The organism is Enterococcus sp. 5H, from assembly GCF_028128615.1.
In the GTDB taxonomy this organism is placed as follows: Bacteria; Bacillota; Bacilli; order Lactobacillales; family Enterococcaceae; genus Enterococcus_L.
Genome location: NZ_AMDP01000056.1, coordinates 1 through 14,660, shown reverse-complemented (window position 1 = coordinate 14,660; position 14,660 = coordinate 1). Strand labels below are relative to the sequence as shown.

Annotated in this window: 16 protein-coding genes and 1 pseudogene; 2 read left to right on the top strand and 15 right to left on the bottom strand. The window is 32.7% G+C overall.

Features of this window, described 5'->3' with window-relative positions; all coding sequences use genetic code 11:
* From C240_RS14295 to C240_RS14245, 12 genes and pseudogenes are all read right to left on the bottom strand, one after another.
* Window positions 1-754, bottom strand: a 754-nt coding sequence (locus C240_RS14295; protein WP_271497188.1) for a hypothetical protein, incomplete at its 3' end; no start/stop codon positions are given.
* Window positions 755-848: 94 nt separating this feature from the next.
* A complete protein-coding gene (locus C240_RS14290; protein WP_271497186.1) occupies window positions 849-995 on the bottom strand; it encodes a hypothetical protein in 147 nt (48 codons plus the stop codon).
* 134 nt (window positions 996-1,129) lie between these two features.
* Entirely contained in the window at window positions 1,130-1,417 is a 288-nt protein-coding gene (locus C240_RS14285) for a TIGR04197 family type VII secretion effector (RefSeq protein WP_271497184.1), read from the bottom strand.
* A gap of 125 nt (window positions 1,418-1,542) precedes the next feature.
* Window positions 1,543-2,253 carry a hypothetical protein gene (locus C240_RS14280; protein WP_271497182.1) on the bottom strand — a complete coding sequence of 237 codons (711 nt, stop codon included), beginning with the start codon at window positions 2,251-2,253 and terminating at the stop codon, window positions 1,543-1,545.
* Between the two features lie 302 nt (window positions 2,254-2,555).
* Window positions 2,556-3,614 carry a hypothetical protein gene (locus C240_RS14275; protein WP_271497181.1) on the bottom strand — a complete coding sequence of 353 codons (1,059 nt, stop codon included), beginning with the start codon at window positions 3,612-3,614 and terminating at the stop codon, window positions 2,556-2,558.
* A gap of 483 nt (window positions 3,615-4,097) precedes the next feature.
* Entirely contained in the window at window positions 4,098-4,625 is a 528-nt protein-coding gene (locus C240_RS14270) for a hypothetical protein (RefSeq protein WP_271497179.1), read from the bottom strand.
* Window positions 4,626-4,799: 174 nt separating this feature from the next.
* Window positions 4,800-4,940 (bottom strand): annotated as a pseudogene (locus tag C240_RS16420) (YcxB family protein); the annotation flags it as partial.
* A 12-nt stretch (window positions 4,941-4,952) separates the two neighbouring features.
* Window positions 4,953-5,393, bottom strand: coding sequence for a hypothetical protein (locus C240_RS14265; RefSeq protein ID WP_271497177.1), 441 nt, complete (start codon window positions 5,391-5,393; stop codon window positions 4,953-4,955).
* A 208-nt stretch (window positions 5,394-5,601) separates the two neighbouring features.
* Window positions 5,602-7,512, bottom strand: a complete 1,911-nt coding sequence (locus tag C240_RS14260) for a glycoside hydrolase domain-containing protein (RefSeq protein WP_333908824.1) — start codon at window positions 7,510-7,512, stop codon at window positions 5,602-5,604.
* A 31-nt stretch (window positions 7,513-7,543) separates the two neighbouring features.
* On the bottom strand, window positions 7,544-7,768 hold the full coding sequence (locus tag C240_RS14255) for a hypothetical protein (RefSeq protein WP_271497173.1): 225 nt from the start codon (window positions 7,766-7,768) through the stop codon (window positions 7,544-7,546).
* A 205-nt stretch (window positions 7,769-7,973) separates the two neighbouring features.
* Window positions 7,974-8,612 (bottom strand): hypothetical protein, encoded by a 639-nt coding sequence (locus tag C240_RS14250; protein WP_271497171.1) that lies wholly within the window; start codon window positions 8,610-8,612, stop codon window positions 7,974-7,976.
* Window positions 8,613-9,096: 484 nt separating this feature from the next.
* Window positions 9,097-10,515 carry a glycoside hydrolase family 1 protein gene (locus C240_RS14245; protein ID WP_271497169.1) on the bottom strand — a complete coding sequence of 473 codons (1,419 nt, stop codon included), beginning with the start codon at window positions 10,513-10,515 and terminating at the stop codon, window positions 9,097-9,099.
* Window positions 10,516-10,707: 192 nt separating this feature from the next.
* Between C240_RS14245 and C240_RS14240 the strand changes: the two genes are divergently transcribed.
* Both C240_RS14240 and C240_RS14235 read left to right on the top strand, forming a co-directional pair.
* The gene (locus C240_RS14240; protein ID WP_271497167.1) at window positions 10,708-11,421 is read left to right on the top strand and encodes a GntR family transcriptional regulator; all 714 of its coding nucleotides are present in this window, start codon (window positions 10,708-10,710) and stop codon (window positions 11,419-11,421) included.
* A 149-nt stretch (window positions 11,422-11,570) separates the two neighbouring features.
* Window positions 11,571-12,917, top strand: a complete 1,347-nt coding sequence (locus C240_RS14235) for a PTS sugar transporter subunit IIC (RefSeq protein ID WP_271497166.1) — start codon at window positions 11,571-11,573, stop codon at window positions 12,915-12,917.
* A gap of 344 nt (window positions 12,918-13,261) precedes the next feature.
* On the opposite strand, the gene C240_RS14230 is transcribed toward C240_RS14235, so the two are convergent.
* From C240_RS14230 to C240_RS14220, 3 genes are all read right to left on the bottom strand, one after another.
* Window positions 13,262-13,516 carry a hypothetical protein gene (locus C240_RS14230; protein WP_271497164.1) on the bottom strand — a complete coding sequence of 85 codons (255 nt, stop codon included), beginning with the start codon at window positions 13,514-13,516 and terminating at the stop codon, window positions 13,262-13,264.
* Between the two features lie 381 nt (window positions 13,517-13,897).
* Window positions 13,898-14,167 (bottom strand): hypothetical protein, encoded by a 270-nt coding sequence (locus C240_RS14225; protein WP_271497162.1) that lies wholly within the window; start codon window positions 14,165-14,167, stop codon window positions 13,898-13,900.
* Window positions 14,168-14,187: 20 nt separating this feature from the next.
* Entirely contained in the window at window positions 14,188-14,487 is a 300-nt protein-coding gene (locus C240_RS14220) for a hypothetical protein (protein ID WP_271497160.1), read from the bottom strand.
* Window positions 14,488-14,660 lie beyond the last annotated feature (173 nt).

Below are 14,660 nucleotides of genomic sequence, written 5' to 3'. Positions count from 1 at the left end.
TTATATACTTTTCTAACACAACATTTTCAGGATCGTTAGGCTGAACAAGGTCGGCTTCAGTTAGCCCATGTTCCGCTAACGTATTCGCTTTGGTTGCTTCTGCTTTCTTCAGTTCTTCTTGTTTCATTTTTTCTCGTTTTTCCCAACGATCGTTTATTGGTTTTGCCCAGGTCATATCAAGTCGTGCAATGTCAAATGTACCAGTAGACGCGTTCCATGCTTTACAATCTTGTACTTGTGCTAAACCATTGCTTAATTCACTTTGTGACGATTGATAGTCCGAAAAGAAACTTGCTGACTGACTACTATATTCACGAAACTTTTCCAATTTCTCTTGTCGCTTCTGCATCGCTTGATAGGCATTCATCGAGCGTCTTTCTAAATCCGTTCGGTGTGTTTTCGCATCTCGAATCAGATCATCAATGGTATCTAACAGTGCTTTATAGTTGTCAATCTCAGCTACTAGCTGGTCTTCGTCCAGATCAGAACCATTAACCGTTGCTAAGTACTCACTTAAGAACTTCTTATGTGCATTCGCTAATGCCTCTCCTGTCATTATAATCGATTGACAAATTGGTGTATAGGCTACCATGAAGTAATTTTTTGCCGAATCATAGGCTTCACTAGATAATGGTGCTGATAAAAAGGATTGAATGCTCTGTTGTAACGCTGCTGCTTGTTGTGCCTGACCGCTAGCTTGTGAAGCTTGTGTACTTCTTGTTTGTGCTTCTGATACAACAAATTTAAGCCCCACTGCTAGTCGCCTCCCTCTCGGTTTTTAGGAAAGCTCTATGAGTAGAACGGACAGACTCTTCTTTTTCAAATAAACTTTTCCGTTCTTCTTCTAACTATTCCCGATCCTCTTCAAGCTCTTGTTGGATTTTTCGTGACAACTGAAGCCCTTCGTCATGTCGTTCCTCGAAAAAAGATCGTTCTTCAGGATCTACCTCATTCAATGATCCTTGATAAACCTTTTGCTCTTGTTGCTGTAACAAGTGAAACCGTTCTTGTAAATTCTCTAGGTTTCGTAGTTCTTTTTTGCTGTCTAGCTGTGCATCTTGTAATTCTTCCAGTTGGTTTCTAAACTGATAGTTTTTATCTTCAAAGAGTTGTTGCGCCGTTAATTCCTTTACCTCATATCTCCAAAGGATAGGTTAGGTAATTGGGCGATTTTTTGGTCAATCCGTTCAAACTCTTTGGCGACGGAGTTAATATTATCCCCAGCTGTCACCACACTGTTAGAAATGGCTTTTACACTTGATTGAAAACTTGAAAAGCTAGCGAGTGCAGTTCCATTCCCAGCCACATTTATTTGTCCAGAACTGACAGAAATAGAGAGGCTATTTAATGCACTTGCAGATTTGCTGAAGGAAGCAGATACTCCTCCAGCAATACTTGAGTTACTATTAATTGTCATGTATGTCCCCTTTTATTAGTTTAAGAAAAGTATAACAAAACAAGTACATTCACACAATTCTATACATTACTCAACGTCTGTTATAGAGACTCTTTAGAATACAATTCAAGACAAACACTCTAACATTACAGATCTTTTGATCTCGTTAAGGTAAGCATCGATCTTTTTGGTGTAGACATTATCCCGCAAATGATTATTAAACTGAAGATAATCGGATTGGCTCCAAACCAAAAGAACACAGGCATGAAGAAAGCAACGAACATAAACAACATAAGACCTATTAACAGGCCTACACTACTAATTTTTCTCCTGAATATCTTCTGATCCTTTAGTACATATACTACATTTATCAGCGCTAAAATGGCCATAATGATCACCGGAATAGTAAAAAACAACAGGAATCCGTTCGCCAGGTAATTTGGACGTATTCCTTGATCTACATACGCCAGAGTCATTCTAGGTATTCGCCCTGAATAGTAGGTAAAGACTGGTAAAACAACAGCTATTGCTAGTGAGAGCCAATCTTTCTTTACAACTATTTCTTTATTTTCTAGGTCTTGACTATGTTTAAAACTTACATAACATTCATATAGACCCCACACAGCACTGATAAATAGGTAAAATAATGACATCTTTAAAACCATACTTGGATATAGTGCCGTCTCGTAACCGTTCAAGCTGGAAAGAATATTCCATAAATAGGAAACCAACAGTAAAGAACTACTAATCCCGTTAGTCAGACCACTCGCTCGCCCAACAAATAGTTGAATGAGCCAAATTCCGTAAGGAATACCCAAAAGAACTACATTCATAAGCCAGTTTGGCATTCCTATCATCACGATAGCTCCTGAAAACAATGTTTTCGGGAATTCTATTTCTAAAAAAATCTGACACAATTAAATCATGCCATATTTTTTTAATTAATTTTGCATTACTTATGATCGTAACTTTTGATAGCCTAACATCCTGATTATAGTTACTTACTTTCAATCGATCAATACTTATAAGTTTTGATAGCATGCCTTGAGAAAGAATGCTTTACTGTTTAGAAAAATCCAGACACAAATCTCTACGATTAGTATCTGGATTTTTTAGTTTGTATTTAAGCTACAATTTCTCTAAAACATTTTTTTCTTGATCAAAGTTTACTTTCTGTTTCTGGATTTTTTACTAGATTAGATCCCCACATACCGGCTAAAGAAGTGATAACCATTCCAAGAATCATTGCTACAAAACTCCAAACAGAAGCTTTTGCTACTGTATTTGAAGCATCTTCTGCTTTTTGTCTAGCTTCTTTGATCGTTTTATCTAAGTCATCTTTAGCTTTTTCAAGATTCGTTTGTGCTGTTTCGATTTGTGTTTGTGCTTGATCTGAAGCTGTTTTTAATTCGTTGTAAATAGTATCAGTTGCTTGATCCGCTTCTTCTTTTGAAAGGTCTGTATTAGCTGAAACTGCATTTGCAATTGCTTCACGATCCACTGAATCGCCAATTTTTTTAGCTTTTTCCTTCAAAGAATCACCGGTATCTTTAAAAATTTGATCAGCATTTTCAGGATCCTTTACTATTTCTTTTCCTGCATCTGTAATTTCATCGGTTGCTTCTTTCATTTGATCTTGTAAATAATCAGGTTGTAATTCAGGAACGTTAGTATCCGATAAAACTTTTTTCACTTGAGATTGAAGTTCCGTTGTATTTACTGATTGAACATCACTTGTCACACTATCAAAAGCTTTGCTAATGGTATCAGCTGTCCCAGAAGCTACTGTTTGAACCCCACTTCCTGTTGCTGAAACAATGTCTCCAAATAAAGATCCTACTGCTGAAAATGCACCAATCGCTGTATAAGAAAGAATAGCTACTAAAACCAACACACTTGTCGCCCACGTTAAAAATCCATGCAGCAAGCCGATTCTTCGTGAGGCTACTCCTGAAATAAAACCACTACAAAATAATGCCAATATAAACGTCACAACAGTCCAAATAGTTACCCCAGTCCCAACACCATCCAACGGACTATCAGAAGTTGGTTTAACTATACCAAAACCAATTGCTGAACCAATTAAACTTAATGTAATAAAAATTGCAAAGAAGGAAACTAATCCAGCTAAGATTGAGCCCCAAGAAATATTTACCCCTGCTTCATCGCCTGTTGTCAAATAAGATACAAATCCTCTTTTTCTTGTATTCTTTTCCATAATTTCCATCCTCTCATTAATTATTTAGAACCTCTGTCTAATTAATACTATAAAGACTAGAATTATTTTGTACAAATGATAAGATTTAACTTAAGGAAAATCTCATCTTCAAAACAGTTAAAACCTTTCACCATTTTTGATTATTAATTAATTTAATTATGCCCAAAAACGAATGTTTTAGGTATAGCACAAATTAGGATAGAAAACTATTTTTGGGCAACTCTTATGAACAATTGAATATCTTGTTAATGCAGCATTTTAAAAACGATCACGTGAGTATCTCCTAATGAATATAAAAAAAGTCAGAATATCTTATCCTGACTTTTTCTATATTAGGACTCTATAATTCCTGATGTTGATCAAAAATTATTAGAATCTTTTTAATGTAAAATAGTAGAAAAAGAAACTTTAATTAACTGTTTCTTTTTCTCAATATAATGGAGTTTTCTACTCTTTATTGATAATTAAAACTAAAGATTGACATTATTTAAACCAATTGAAGTTAAAAAGATTATCCCAAAATGACTTTTTTTGTTTAGTTTCTTTATTATCAACCAATTTCTTATTATTAACCTTATTTTCAACAGGGTATTCTTTTCCTAAATTTTCTACATACTTTTCTGCATCTAATCTAAGTTCATCTGTAATTTCTGAAGTTTGTGAAACATCTAATCTCTCAGTAATATACTGAATATAATCATACGCTTTTTGTGGAACTTCAGATGTATTATTTTTTTGTTGATATTTTTCTATATAGTCAAAATATTCAATAGCTTCTTCTTTTGTCATGTTTCGATTTATTTTGACGGGTGAAGTTGGCCAATCTTTAAAAGATTCTTTCTCTTCAGGAGTCAAATCTCTATATAAGTTAGGGTGCACTATTTCACCACTTCCATTGGAAATTGACTTTTCTGCATCTGTTAAACTAGCTGCCTTGGATATATTACCTATAAAGAGAAATCCACCTATCATTATTAATACTATAACTCTTTGCTTTGACAAAAATTTCATTTATAAAATCCTCCCATCAGTTTTTATTTACTAAATTTCATAACATAATGAATCCTAACACAACTATTATAAAGATCTAGTTTAAACAATCTTAAATCCAATAAATTAGTAATATGCATCTTCTAGTAGAATGAAAAAATATAATATACTATTTAAATGTTAATAATAGGATTTTTATGATCTTAGGTGTTTATTAATCATTTCTATTAATTCCTCTAAATCACTGTGATTCAATAATGACTTTGGTAGTATGAATATCTCTTTACTTGATACTTCAAACAAAAAATAATCACTTGTTTCATGGATATTTTGGAAATCAGACCACTTCTATACCTTTTCATTTATAGGCTCGTCAACATACTTTGAAGTTAGACCTAAATCAGTAAATGATACTTTTCTTGAATTGAAAGCTCGTGAATTTTCTGGATTATTTGCCCATTTTTTAGTTTTTAAGTCAGGATACGTAGCTGCGATATACAAGAAAAAAACTCCTAAAAATCCATACACTAAAATAATTATGAAATATGTATAATGCTCAGAAAATAACTTCTCCAAACTTTTACTAACAATAGCACTTGAATAATCTTGTTTAAATTTAAAAAATTGAATTACTATTGAACTTAACATAAATAATGATGTTAACATTAAAAATGTTGTAACAAAATAGCTTATAAAAACAGTTTTTTTTCCATTTTTTGTGTATCTTCTTGTAAATATTTTAGTTGCTTTGCAATAGTCTTCTTTTGATAATTTATACGCAAATGTCAATAAAATACACCTCTTCCCTTATGAATACAGTACCAGAAAACATAAACAAATGAAAGAAAAAAGTAACATTAATAGTGCTTATTAATCCCTAATAATGTTACTTTTTTTCTTAGCTAAATAATGTTTAAAGTTGTATATCTTTTTAAGGCAGAATTAAAAAATCATTATTAATTGAATCCTAAAGTAAGATCTCAAATCGTCTCTAATTTCATTCTCTATCAAACATCGCAGCAAAGAATGTAAATAATGCGACTGCAACAGTTGCAATTTCTCCAACGCCTGTTGCATAAGCTCCTACCACAGCAATTACTCCCGCAACAGTAGCCATCACTAATCCAGGTGCTAAATCAAATTCTGGTATTGTGTAGTCATTTGCTTTAATACTATCATGAATTCTCTTATATTCAGGCTGAGTTATTTTAATATCGATAGGACTTAGTGGTTTAGGATACATCTCAATTGTTAATTGCATTTTTCCAATATTTGAAGAATTACCGATCTCTTTTTTGATAACTATTTTTGTTCCTACTAAATTATTTCTTACGCATAATCCAGTTTCAATAAATCCTTCTTGTACAGTTGGTGCTAAGTTATTTAAAAGCATTTCAAATTTTTGTTCCGAAGATCCAGCAAAGTACTTCTTATACGTATTAATAGATTGCTGAATTGGATCTATATAAATTTCTTTATTTATTTTTCCATCTGAAACTTGAATTGACATTCCTGAATTATTAATTTCTTTTGTCCATGAGGCACTTGTAGTAATATACACCTCTAAATTAGGTGTATTAATAATTTGCGTTGGAATATCTAAGCTTATACCAATATCCTTAATTGCAAAATTTTCTCCCAACGAATTTAATAGTTTTTTCGTTTCCAATTGTAAATCATTTTCTAATCTACTATTGAATCTTTTTACTCCAAAATCTTTTCCTGAAACAGCAACATTATCAATAGGAAATCCTAAATTGCTATGTTCATAAAACTGATCAAATGCCCATTCTTTTGGCATTGAAAACCCTAAATTACCACTAAAACCTGTAGACATATCTGAAACAAAACAGTTAGTAACCGTACCTGAATCTACAGCTTTCTGACATACATTTCTTGTTCCATAGATTCCGACTTGGTACATTCCATGTGAATCAATTGCTTCTTTTACTTTTTTGATGTAAGGAATGACTGTTCCCTGAATGTCACCATCCTGAATATCTACATCTACTACAAAATATATAGTAGTTTCTGCTGGAAACCCTAATGAAAAAGCTGTTCGTGCTGCAATTGAACCATCATAATTTCCCTGACCACTGTTAAAGTATGACTCTTCCCATCCTCCATCCTGATAGATAGGAAAAATATTTAATCCTGATTCCGTAATATTTTTAATTTCGGTTAAGGTCAGATTCTTATCTCGCTTGTTAGATCCAACACCTACACTACCAGTTAAATATCGACCTACAATCGAGAATCCATTATTTTTAATTACTTGTGCTTGCTGCTTTGTCAACTGTGTAGCCATATCACATGCCGAAGCTGACCTACTTGTATTACCAGCGCTTGATAGTAATCCCTTGATTACCGTCATGTCTGCTACTTTATTGTAGGGTGGTAATTTCATAAAGTATCTAAAAGAATAGACTTCTTCACCAAGACTAGACGTAAATTTACCATTAAAAATCCCAACCTGATTGAAACCATTAACATACAATGCCCATTGAAAAATTTTAACAATGTTCCCATTATTACCTTCTACCAAAGTTGGTGTTTGAGCAGTAGTACCTGGACCATAATAACCATTTGCAGTTTCTGGACCCATACCAAGTTCTGCTTGAAGAGCGTAAATTAACGCCTCATTTGTTTCTCTTTGATATATTCCGTCACAAGGGAGCAGTCCAAAATACTTATTGTATTTTCTATTTAGTTCTTGTTGCATCAAGCGAATATTGACATCACCTAGCAAAGCAAAAGCACTCATATCCAATAATGCTTTCATTAGCATCGCTGTTAAATATCCATCTGGATTTAGCCCAGCCATTCTTTGAAATTCCTCAACTGCTTGTTTTGTATTCTTAGTATATACACCATCCACTGCTTCTGTTCCACTAACTCCTGGATTAATTCCTTTGCACCAAAATCCTCCCTGTAAGATTTTAACAATATTCTTTTAATGTAGGTTCTACTTTTTCTTGAAAGTATCTTTCAGTTGTAGGCCCAAAATTATCAGAGGTTGCTGTGATTCCCATTTCTTGTTGTAATGCTCTTCTTAAGGCATAAATTGTGCGCCATCCAGTTTTACCATCTTGAGGTACCATACCTGTTTCAAAAGAGTAAGTTTTGTTTAACCATTTTTGTGTTTCAAAAACCATTTGATCCATATATATCCTTATTTCTTGTTATAATTTTTATATCACTACTCAGAAATATAAAATGAGTATAACAAGAACCATATCATTAAACCTGTTCATCCTCTCCCAAAAATCTCTCAAAATAATTTACCATTACTTTTTAACAAACTATTCAGCAAGAATAACAAAAAATAAAAAAACGATCTGCCCACAGACAAATCGTTTTTTATTTTGCTTAGTAAATATAGTAACGAGCGTTTTTGACTGGATTATAAGTAGCAAAATAGCCATAAAGAGGACCATAACCTTGGGCACTGCTAGATTTAGTGAATATCCATTGACCGTTTGCGGGAACAACAATTGATTCACGTGCATTATCTCCCCAAAGAAGAAATGTATGGAAATAAAATGAATCTTTTTCTGCTTTAAGTCCAAAAAGTGGGTTTGCTCCATAATTGTTGAACTTAAAACGATACCCACTATACTGCCAACCAGATCCAGTAAATAGACCTGAAGGATAAGGCGATTGTAAGCCATCTAAATTTTTATAAGAATTAGGTCCAGGCTTAGAAGCGACTCTAGGAGTAATTAGAGGAGGAACTTCTTCCTCTGGCACTAAAGTCTTTTCAAATTTTGTATCTTCAAATGCCTGATCTATAATATCCTCAGTAATAACATTTGTATCTGATTCATCAAGAGAATCTTCTATAACCTCAACAAATTCTATAGAGCCTTCCTCAGTCATTATTCCTTTTGAAACCGAATTATAGACAAGCCCTTCTCCCTCTTTGATAGTAGCCTTCATATCGTCTAGAGAAGCAGCTTCAGCTTTCTCTCCCTTCGTACACATACCAACTAATCCCAATGAAACCATCAAAAGTACTTTTAATATTACATTCTTTTTTATAATTCATCTCCTATAAAAACTTATTTTCATAATATTATAACTTACAAAAAGTTTTTTATAAATATCTCATTAGATTTAATTTTTAGTAATTAGTAATTTATATAATTAATATTCATTATGTATTATCCTAAGAAATTTATCTTTTTCACAACTACTCTTTTACCTTTATCTTTCGCAACAAAGAGAGCAATATCAGTTTATTTTTTCAATGGTATTATTTTCTTTATTTAGCATATCAAACGGTTAATGCACATAATACACCATCTTATATATTGTTGTATTATGTGTCTTTTATCGAAATAAAAATCATGTCTTTTAAAAAAATAATATACACGTAAAACCAATGTTTTTGGGATAAAGAAATAACCTGAATGATTCACCTTTCCATTTAAATTCCAAGTGTTCTTTCTATTTTATTAGATATTGCCCATATTCCTTGTTATGTTTCAAATTATACAAATAAATCTATATCATATTCAAAACCGTTCTCATTACTAAGCTGTTTGTAAAATATACCACTTTTCTTTATCGTTCTTTTTTGTGTTGATAGATCAAGAGAAACTAAACCATAGCGATTTTTATAGGCATTGATCCATGACCAACAATCAATGAAGGTCCATAAATGATAACCTTTTATATTGCAGCCATCATTGATTGCCTTCCAAAGATAAGCTAAATGATCTTGGATGAATTCAATTCGATAATCATCAATGACTTGTCCATTCTCATCCATAAAACGTTCTTCATTAGCGACACCCATTCCGTTTTCAGAGATAAATGCTTCAATATTACTGTAATTTTCTTTGATGTCCATACATAGATCATAAATACCTTTTTCATAAATTTCCCAGCCACGGTATTCGTTCATACGACGCCCTGGCATCACATGATTTTCAAAGAACCAATCCGGTAAAAATGGTCCCTCTGGGTTTATAGCCGTTAATCGAGCTTTAACACGGCGCGGTTCATAGTAGTTCAAGCCTAAAATTTGAGCAGTATTTTCTCTGATACATTTTAAATCATCTTCAGTGTAATCTTCCGGAAGCTGATTATACTCCTGTAAAAGAGTAACTAATTTTTCTGGATAGACTCCTTTGACCATTGGATCTAAGAAACTACGAACATAAAATAAATCAGCAATTTCTGCCGCTTTTACATCTGCAAAATTTTGACTTCGTGGAAATGTTGGACTTAAATTTAATATCACACCAATTTTACTATCTAACTGTCTTTTTTTATGAGCAGCGATTGCTTTTGCATGTGCCAAAATCGTAAAATGAGCTGCCTGAGCGCCACGCTTAAAATCAATAATATTCGGATAATGGAAATCTTCTAGATAAGAACCTAAAATCGGTCCTAAAGGTTCATTAAATGTGAACCAATGATACACTAAATCTCCAAATTCTTCGAAACAACTATCCGTAAAATTCACGTATGCATCAACAACTTCACGAGATTCCCAGCCCCCGTTATCCTGTAAAATGGCTGGCATATCAAAATGATAAAGATTGGCAAATACCTTAATCCCATTATTGTTCATTTCAGTAAATAGATTACGATAAAATTCGATTGCCTTTGGATTCACTTTTCCTATTCCATCTTGTGGAAACATCCGCGCCCAAGAAATCGAAACGCGAAAAGAGTTATGTCCTGTTTGTTTCATTAACTGTACATCTTCTTTATACTGATGAATATGATCGCTTGTTGTTTCTGAACTTATTCCTTGATAAAAACGATAAGGTTGCTCTTTATACCAACGTTCCCAAACAGTCTCCGCTTTTCCCGTTTCTCCGCGTCCTTCAGCTTGTTCAGCCGACCAAGCGGAACCCCACCAAAAGTCTTTTGGAAATGTCAATTGTTTTTTATGCATAATATCCTCCTAAATTACCACTTTCTTGAATGCTATTTCATCATAACACCGCATACAAAAAAATGGAATAGTTTTATGTCATAAAGTATATATCTTTTTTATAGTGATCTTTTTTTAATGGAAAGTATTGCTTAAATGTGTTAAAAGTATATAATTAGTTATATCTTTAATACCTATTTCAAGGAGGTAAAAATGAGAAAGAATGCGAAATATATGGAAGTTTATCTTGATGTAAAGAAAAAAGTTGAAAATGGTACCTACCCCATTGGTGAAAAGCTACCCACTGGTCCAGAATTGGCTAAATATTATCATACGAGTAAATTGACAGTAAAAAAAGGGTTAGATATGTTGGTTTCTGAAGGTGTTTTACATAGCCGAAGCGGTTTTGGTACTGAGGTCATACGTAAACCAATCAATAATTCAAAAGTATTTGGTCCTAATGAAGGATTCATAAAAGTTATTGGAGAAGAACACGTAGAGTCAGAAATTCACACCTTTTCCATTGAATTACCTTCTAAAAAAATAGCCGAAAAATTACAGATTAACGAGAAAGAATATATTTATCATATAGTGCGTAGTCGTTTTGTTGATCAAAAACCTTACTCACTTGAGCAAACATTCATGCCACTTTCAATCATTCCAGGTTTAGAACCAAAACACTTAAAAAAATCTGTTTATTCTTATATTCGTGAAGAATTACATTTAGAGATTAATACCTCTCATGTTTACTTAAAAGGAGTACTCTCAACAGCTTTTGATGCAAAAATATTAGGTATCAACATAGGTGACTTTATGATTGAAATTGAAAAAAGCGTTTCTTTGTCAAATGGAACACCTTTTGAATACTCTGTTACGAAACATCTATATCAAGATTTTGTTTTTGAAGCTGTCTTCGTAGAAAATTGATAAAAAGAGCTGATTTATTCAGTTCTTTTTTTTCGGAACGATATAAAGTATATATTTTTAAAAAAAGTTGTTTACTTTACCCTGATTTCGTTTTATTATGTATTAAAGGTAAGTGCTTACAAATATATAAACTAAAAGGAGAATCTATCGTGGAGAAAACAAAAAAGAACGACCAGATATTTGACCGCTTCGGTCTGATTGCCACAAAATTAGGTAATCAAATACACATGCGTACCTTACGAGATGCATTTGCAACATTCATGCCCTTTATGATGTTAGCTGGATTCGTAACATTAATTAACTACGTTATTTTAGAACCTACTGGCTTTATGGGAAAGATCATTAATCCAGAAACATTGATAAAAATTCAAGAAATTGGTATGTCTATTGCCAACGGAACGTTGAGTATTACTACACTATTAGTCGTCGCTGCAGTTTCTTATCATATGTGTATCAGCAGAAATTATACTAATCATATTGCAGCTGTTTTAGTTTCGATCTCAACTTTTATGGTATTAACACCAATGAAAACAATATTTGTTCCTGAAAATGCAGAAAAAGCAATTGAAGTTACTGGTGTGATCCCAGGCACATATGTGGGTGCTTCTGGTATGTTCGTGGGTATCTTTGTTGGACTTTTAGCCACTGAATTATTTATCAAATTATCAACCAATGAAAAATTACAAATCAAATTATCAGGAAATATTCCTCCAGCTGTATTGAAATCATTTAATGTTTTGATTCCGATCATGATTACCGTTACAGCGTTTGCGATTCTATCCTTTGCTATAAATCAATTGTTTAATATGGACGTAAATGGATTAATTACAAAAGCAATTATCAGACCCTTAAGTCATATAACCACAGGTCTTCCCGGTTTTGTGTTAATCACTTCTATCGCAAATTTATTTTTTGGATTTGGTATTCATCAGGCGGTCATTTCCGGCTCATTACTTGATCCATTTTTATTACAAAACATGCAGGAAAATATGGCTGCTTATGCGAACCATGAAGAAATCCCTCACATCATCAATATGGCCTTTAAAGATACATTCGCTGTAATGGGCGGCTCTGGAAACACGATTGCTTTACTAATTGCTATTTTTATTTTTAGTCGTCGAAAGGACTACAAGGATTTTGCTAAACTATCTGTTACACCAGCACTATTTAATATAAGTGAACCAATTATCTTTGGTTTACCTATTGTTTTTAATCTAAGTTTGATCATCCCTTTTGTTCTAGCTCCAATCTTTTCATTAGTGACAGCTTATTTTGCAACAGCTGCAGGTTTAATTGACCATGTAGTCGTTCAAATCCCTTGGACCACACCACCAATTATCTCAGGTTTTTTGGCAACCGGAGGCGATTGGCGTGCTGCAGTTTTACAAATCATCATCATTTCAGTGAGTGTATTTATTTACCTACCCTTCCTACGTATCGATGAACATGTGACTTCAAAAATAGCAAATACTGAGACGGAAGCAATTTCTCAATAAGCATTGTAATGATATTTTATTCACTTATAAGACAAAGTAGAAGTAATTTAAAAAAAATTAACTTCTACTCTGTTTTTTATTTATTTTTTGATCAAGGAGTTTACGAGATCTATCTAATTAGTGTGCAATAACAGTATTTTTAACATAGTCAGCATCAAATATTATTTTTATTCTATCTAAAATAACTTAGTATTGAGGCTTTGATTGTAACTTTTGATAGCCTAATATCCTAATCATTGTTGTTCGACTTTATTCGATCGATACTTATAAGTTTTGACAGTTTTTCTAGCTTCAATATATAAAAAAAAGAGTTGCTGCAGTATCCTGCAAACAACTCCTTTATATTATTCGAAAGAATCAAAATATTTTTCAGCCTTTTCTAATTCTTTATCATCATACTTTTCATATTTTTTCGCTTCGTGAAGAATTTTTTTAATTTCATGAATGGCTTTTTTCTCTGCAAACCATTTTCTCATTTCATGTTTTTTGTCCACGTCTTCATCTAATGTATCGATTTTTTCAAGATCAGTATCAAGCTTTTCTACAGCCACTACAATTTTTTCAAGAACTTTGTCTTCTTTTTTTTCGTAATCTGTCATGTTAAACTACCTACCTTTCTTTTACTATCTTAATAGTAGCACATTTCTAGATTTTGAGTTAGCAATTCATATTAGTACATTGTACCTATACGTAAAACCAATGTTTTTGGGATAGGCGTTTTAGTAGAATCTGACTCAACAAGCTTTTGTCAGATATTAGCGATTCTGATTCCTGAAAAACAAAATACGATATAGAAAGCCTCTAACTTAAATCCGTATTTTGAGTAACTCTAATGAGTAATTGATTATCTAGTTAAAGCAGCGTTTTAAAATCCGTCACATGAGTATACTCTATTGAACTTTTTATACAAAAATAAGATACCTTAAACTGGCACCTTATTTATACTCTCTTTTTTTATATTAGGAAAGATTAGTTGCACATTAGTTTTGAAATTTATCCAATTTGTTTTTTTGTTGATCGAAGGCTTGTTGGACTGATTTTCCAAATTGACCTTTAATCGCACTTTCTAATGTTTGAGTTGTTTTAGCCAAAGAATCTGTCACTTCAGAAATAACTGATTCTCCTTTTTTTTCAACTTTCTTCTTGTTATCTGCATGTTTTTGCATGCCAGCAATGCCAATAGCAGTAACGCTAGATTTTTGATAGGACTTTCTCAATTTTTTTAATAACTCATTTAGCGTGTCAATCATACATACTCCTTGTTTATTCTTTATAGTTCCTTCAGCTTAGATCGATAAGTAGTTTCTGCTTCTTCTTCTTTTTTTTGCAACACTTTTTTCTCTTGTAGGATTTGTTGTTCAAATTGAGCATTCTCTTGTTCCATTTCCCATTTTGCTTGATTAAACGCTTCGTCATCAATCACAATATCTCTAAGAACATAGTGTAATTCCTCTAAAGTATCTTCTAAGAGACGTTCACCTTTTTTTTGGATACTTTTCAAGTCATCTTCTTGCTCTTCGATTAATTGCCGAGACCGATTATATTCTTTTAATAGTGTTTCTTCATCCATAATTAGCCCCCTTGTAATTGACTTGCTAAATCTTGATCCTGCTGAACAACAGCTACGATCTGACTATTAATTTCTGACGCTAAACTTTCAAAAGTTTCTCCAATTTCTCGTGCTTCGCTAATTTTCGTTTGGTACTCTTCACATGTACTAGAAATAATTTCTGCTTGTGTGAA

Excerpts from the sequence above, each read along its gene's own strand:
- C240_RS14230 (WP_271497164.1), bottom strand. The coding sequence starts at position 13,516 with ATGACAGATTACGAAAAAAAAGAAGACAAAGTTCTTGAAAAAATTGTA.
- C240_RS14275 (WP_271497181.1), bottom strand. The coding sequence starts at position 3,614 with ATGGAAAAGAATACAAGAAAAAGAGGATTTGTATCTTATTTGACAACA.
- C240_RS14255 (WP_271497173.1), bottom strand. The coding sequence starts at position 7,768 with ATGGATCAAATGGTTTTTGAAACACAAAAATGGTTAAACAAAACTTAC.
- C240_RS14240 (WP_271497167.1), top strand. The coding sequence starts at position 10,708 with ATGAGAAAGAATGCGAAATATATGGAAGTTTATCTTGATGTAAAGAAA.
- C240_RS14220 (WP_271497160.1), bottom strand. The coding sequence starts at position 14,487 with ATGGATGAAGAAACACTATTAAAAGAATATAATCGGTCTCGGCAATTA.
- C240_RS14280 (WP_271497182.1), bottom strand. The coding sequence starts at position 2,253 with ATGATAGGAATGCCAAACTGGCTTATGAATGTAGTTCTTTTGGGTATT.
- C240_RS14285 (WP_271497184.1), bottom strand. The coding sequence starts at position 1,417 with ATGACAATTAATAGTAACTCAAGTATTGCTGGAGGAGTATCTGCTTCC.
- C240_RS14250 (WP_271497171.1), bottom strand. The coding sequence starts at position 8,612 with ATGGTTTCATTGGGATTAGTTGGTATGTGTACGAAGGGAGAGAAAGCT.
- C240_RS14245 (WP_271497169.1), bottom strand. The coding sequence starts at position 10,515 with ATGCATAAAAAACAATTGACATTTCCAAAAGACTTTTGGTGGGGTTCC.
- C240_RS14270 (WP_271497179.1), bottom strand. The coding sequence starts at position 4,625 with ATGAAATTTTTGTCAAAGCAAAGAGTTATAGTATTAATAATGATAGGT.
- C240_RS14225 (WP_271497162.1), bottom strand. The coding sequence starts at position 14,167 with ATGATTGACACGCTAAATGAGTTATTAAAAAAATTGAGAAAGTCCTAT.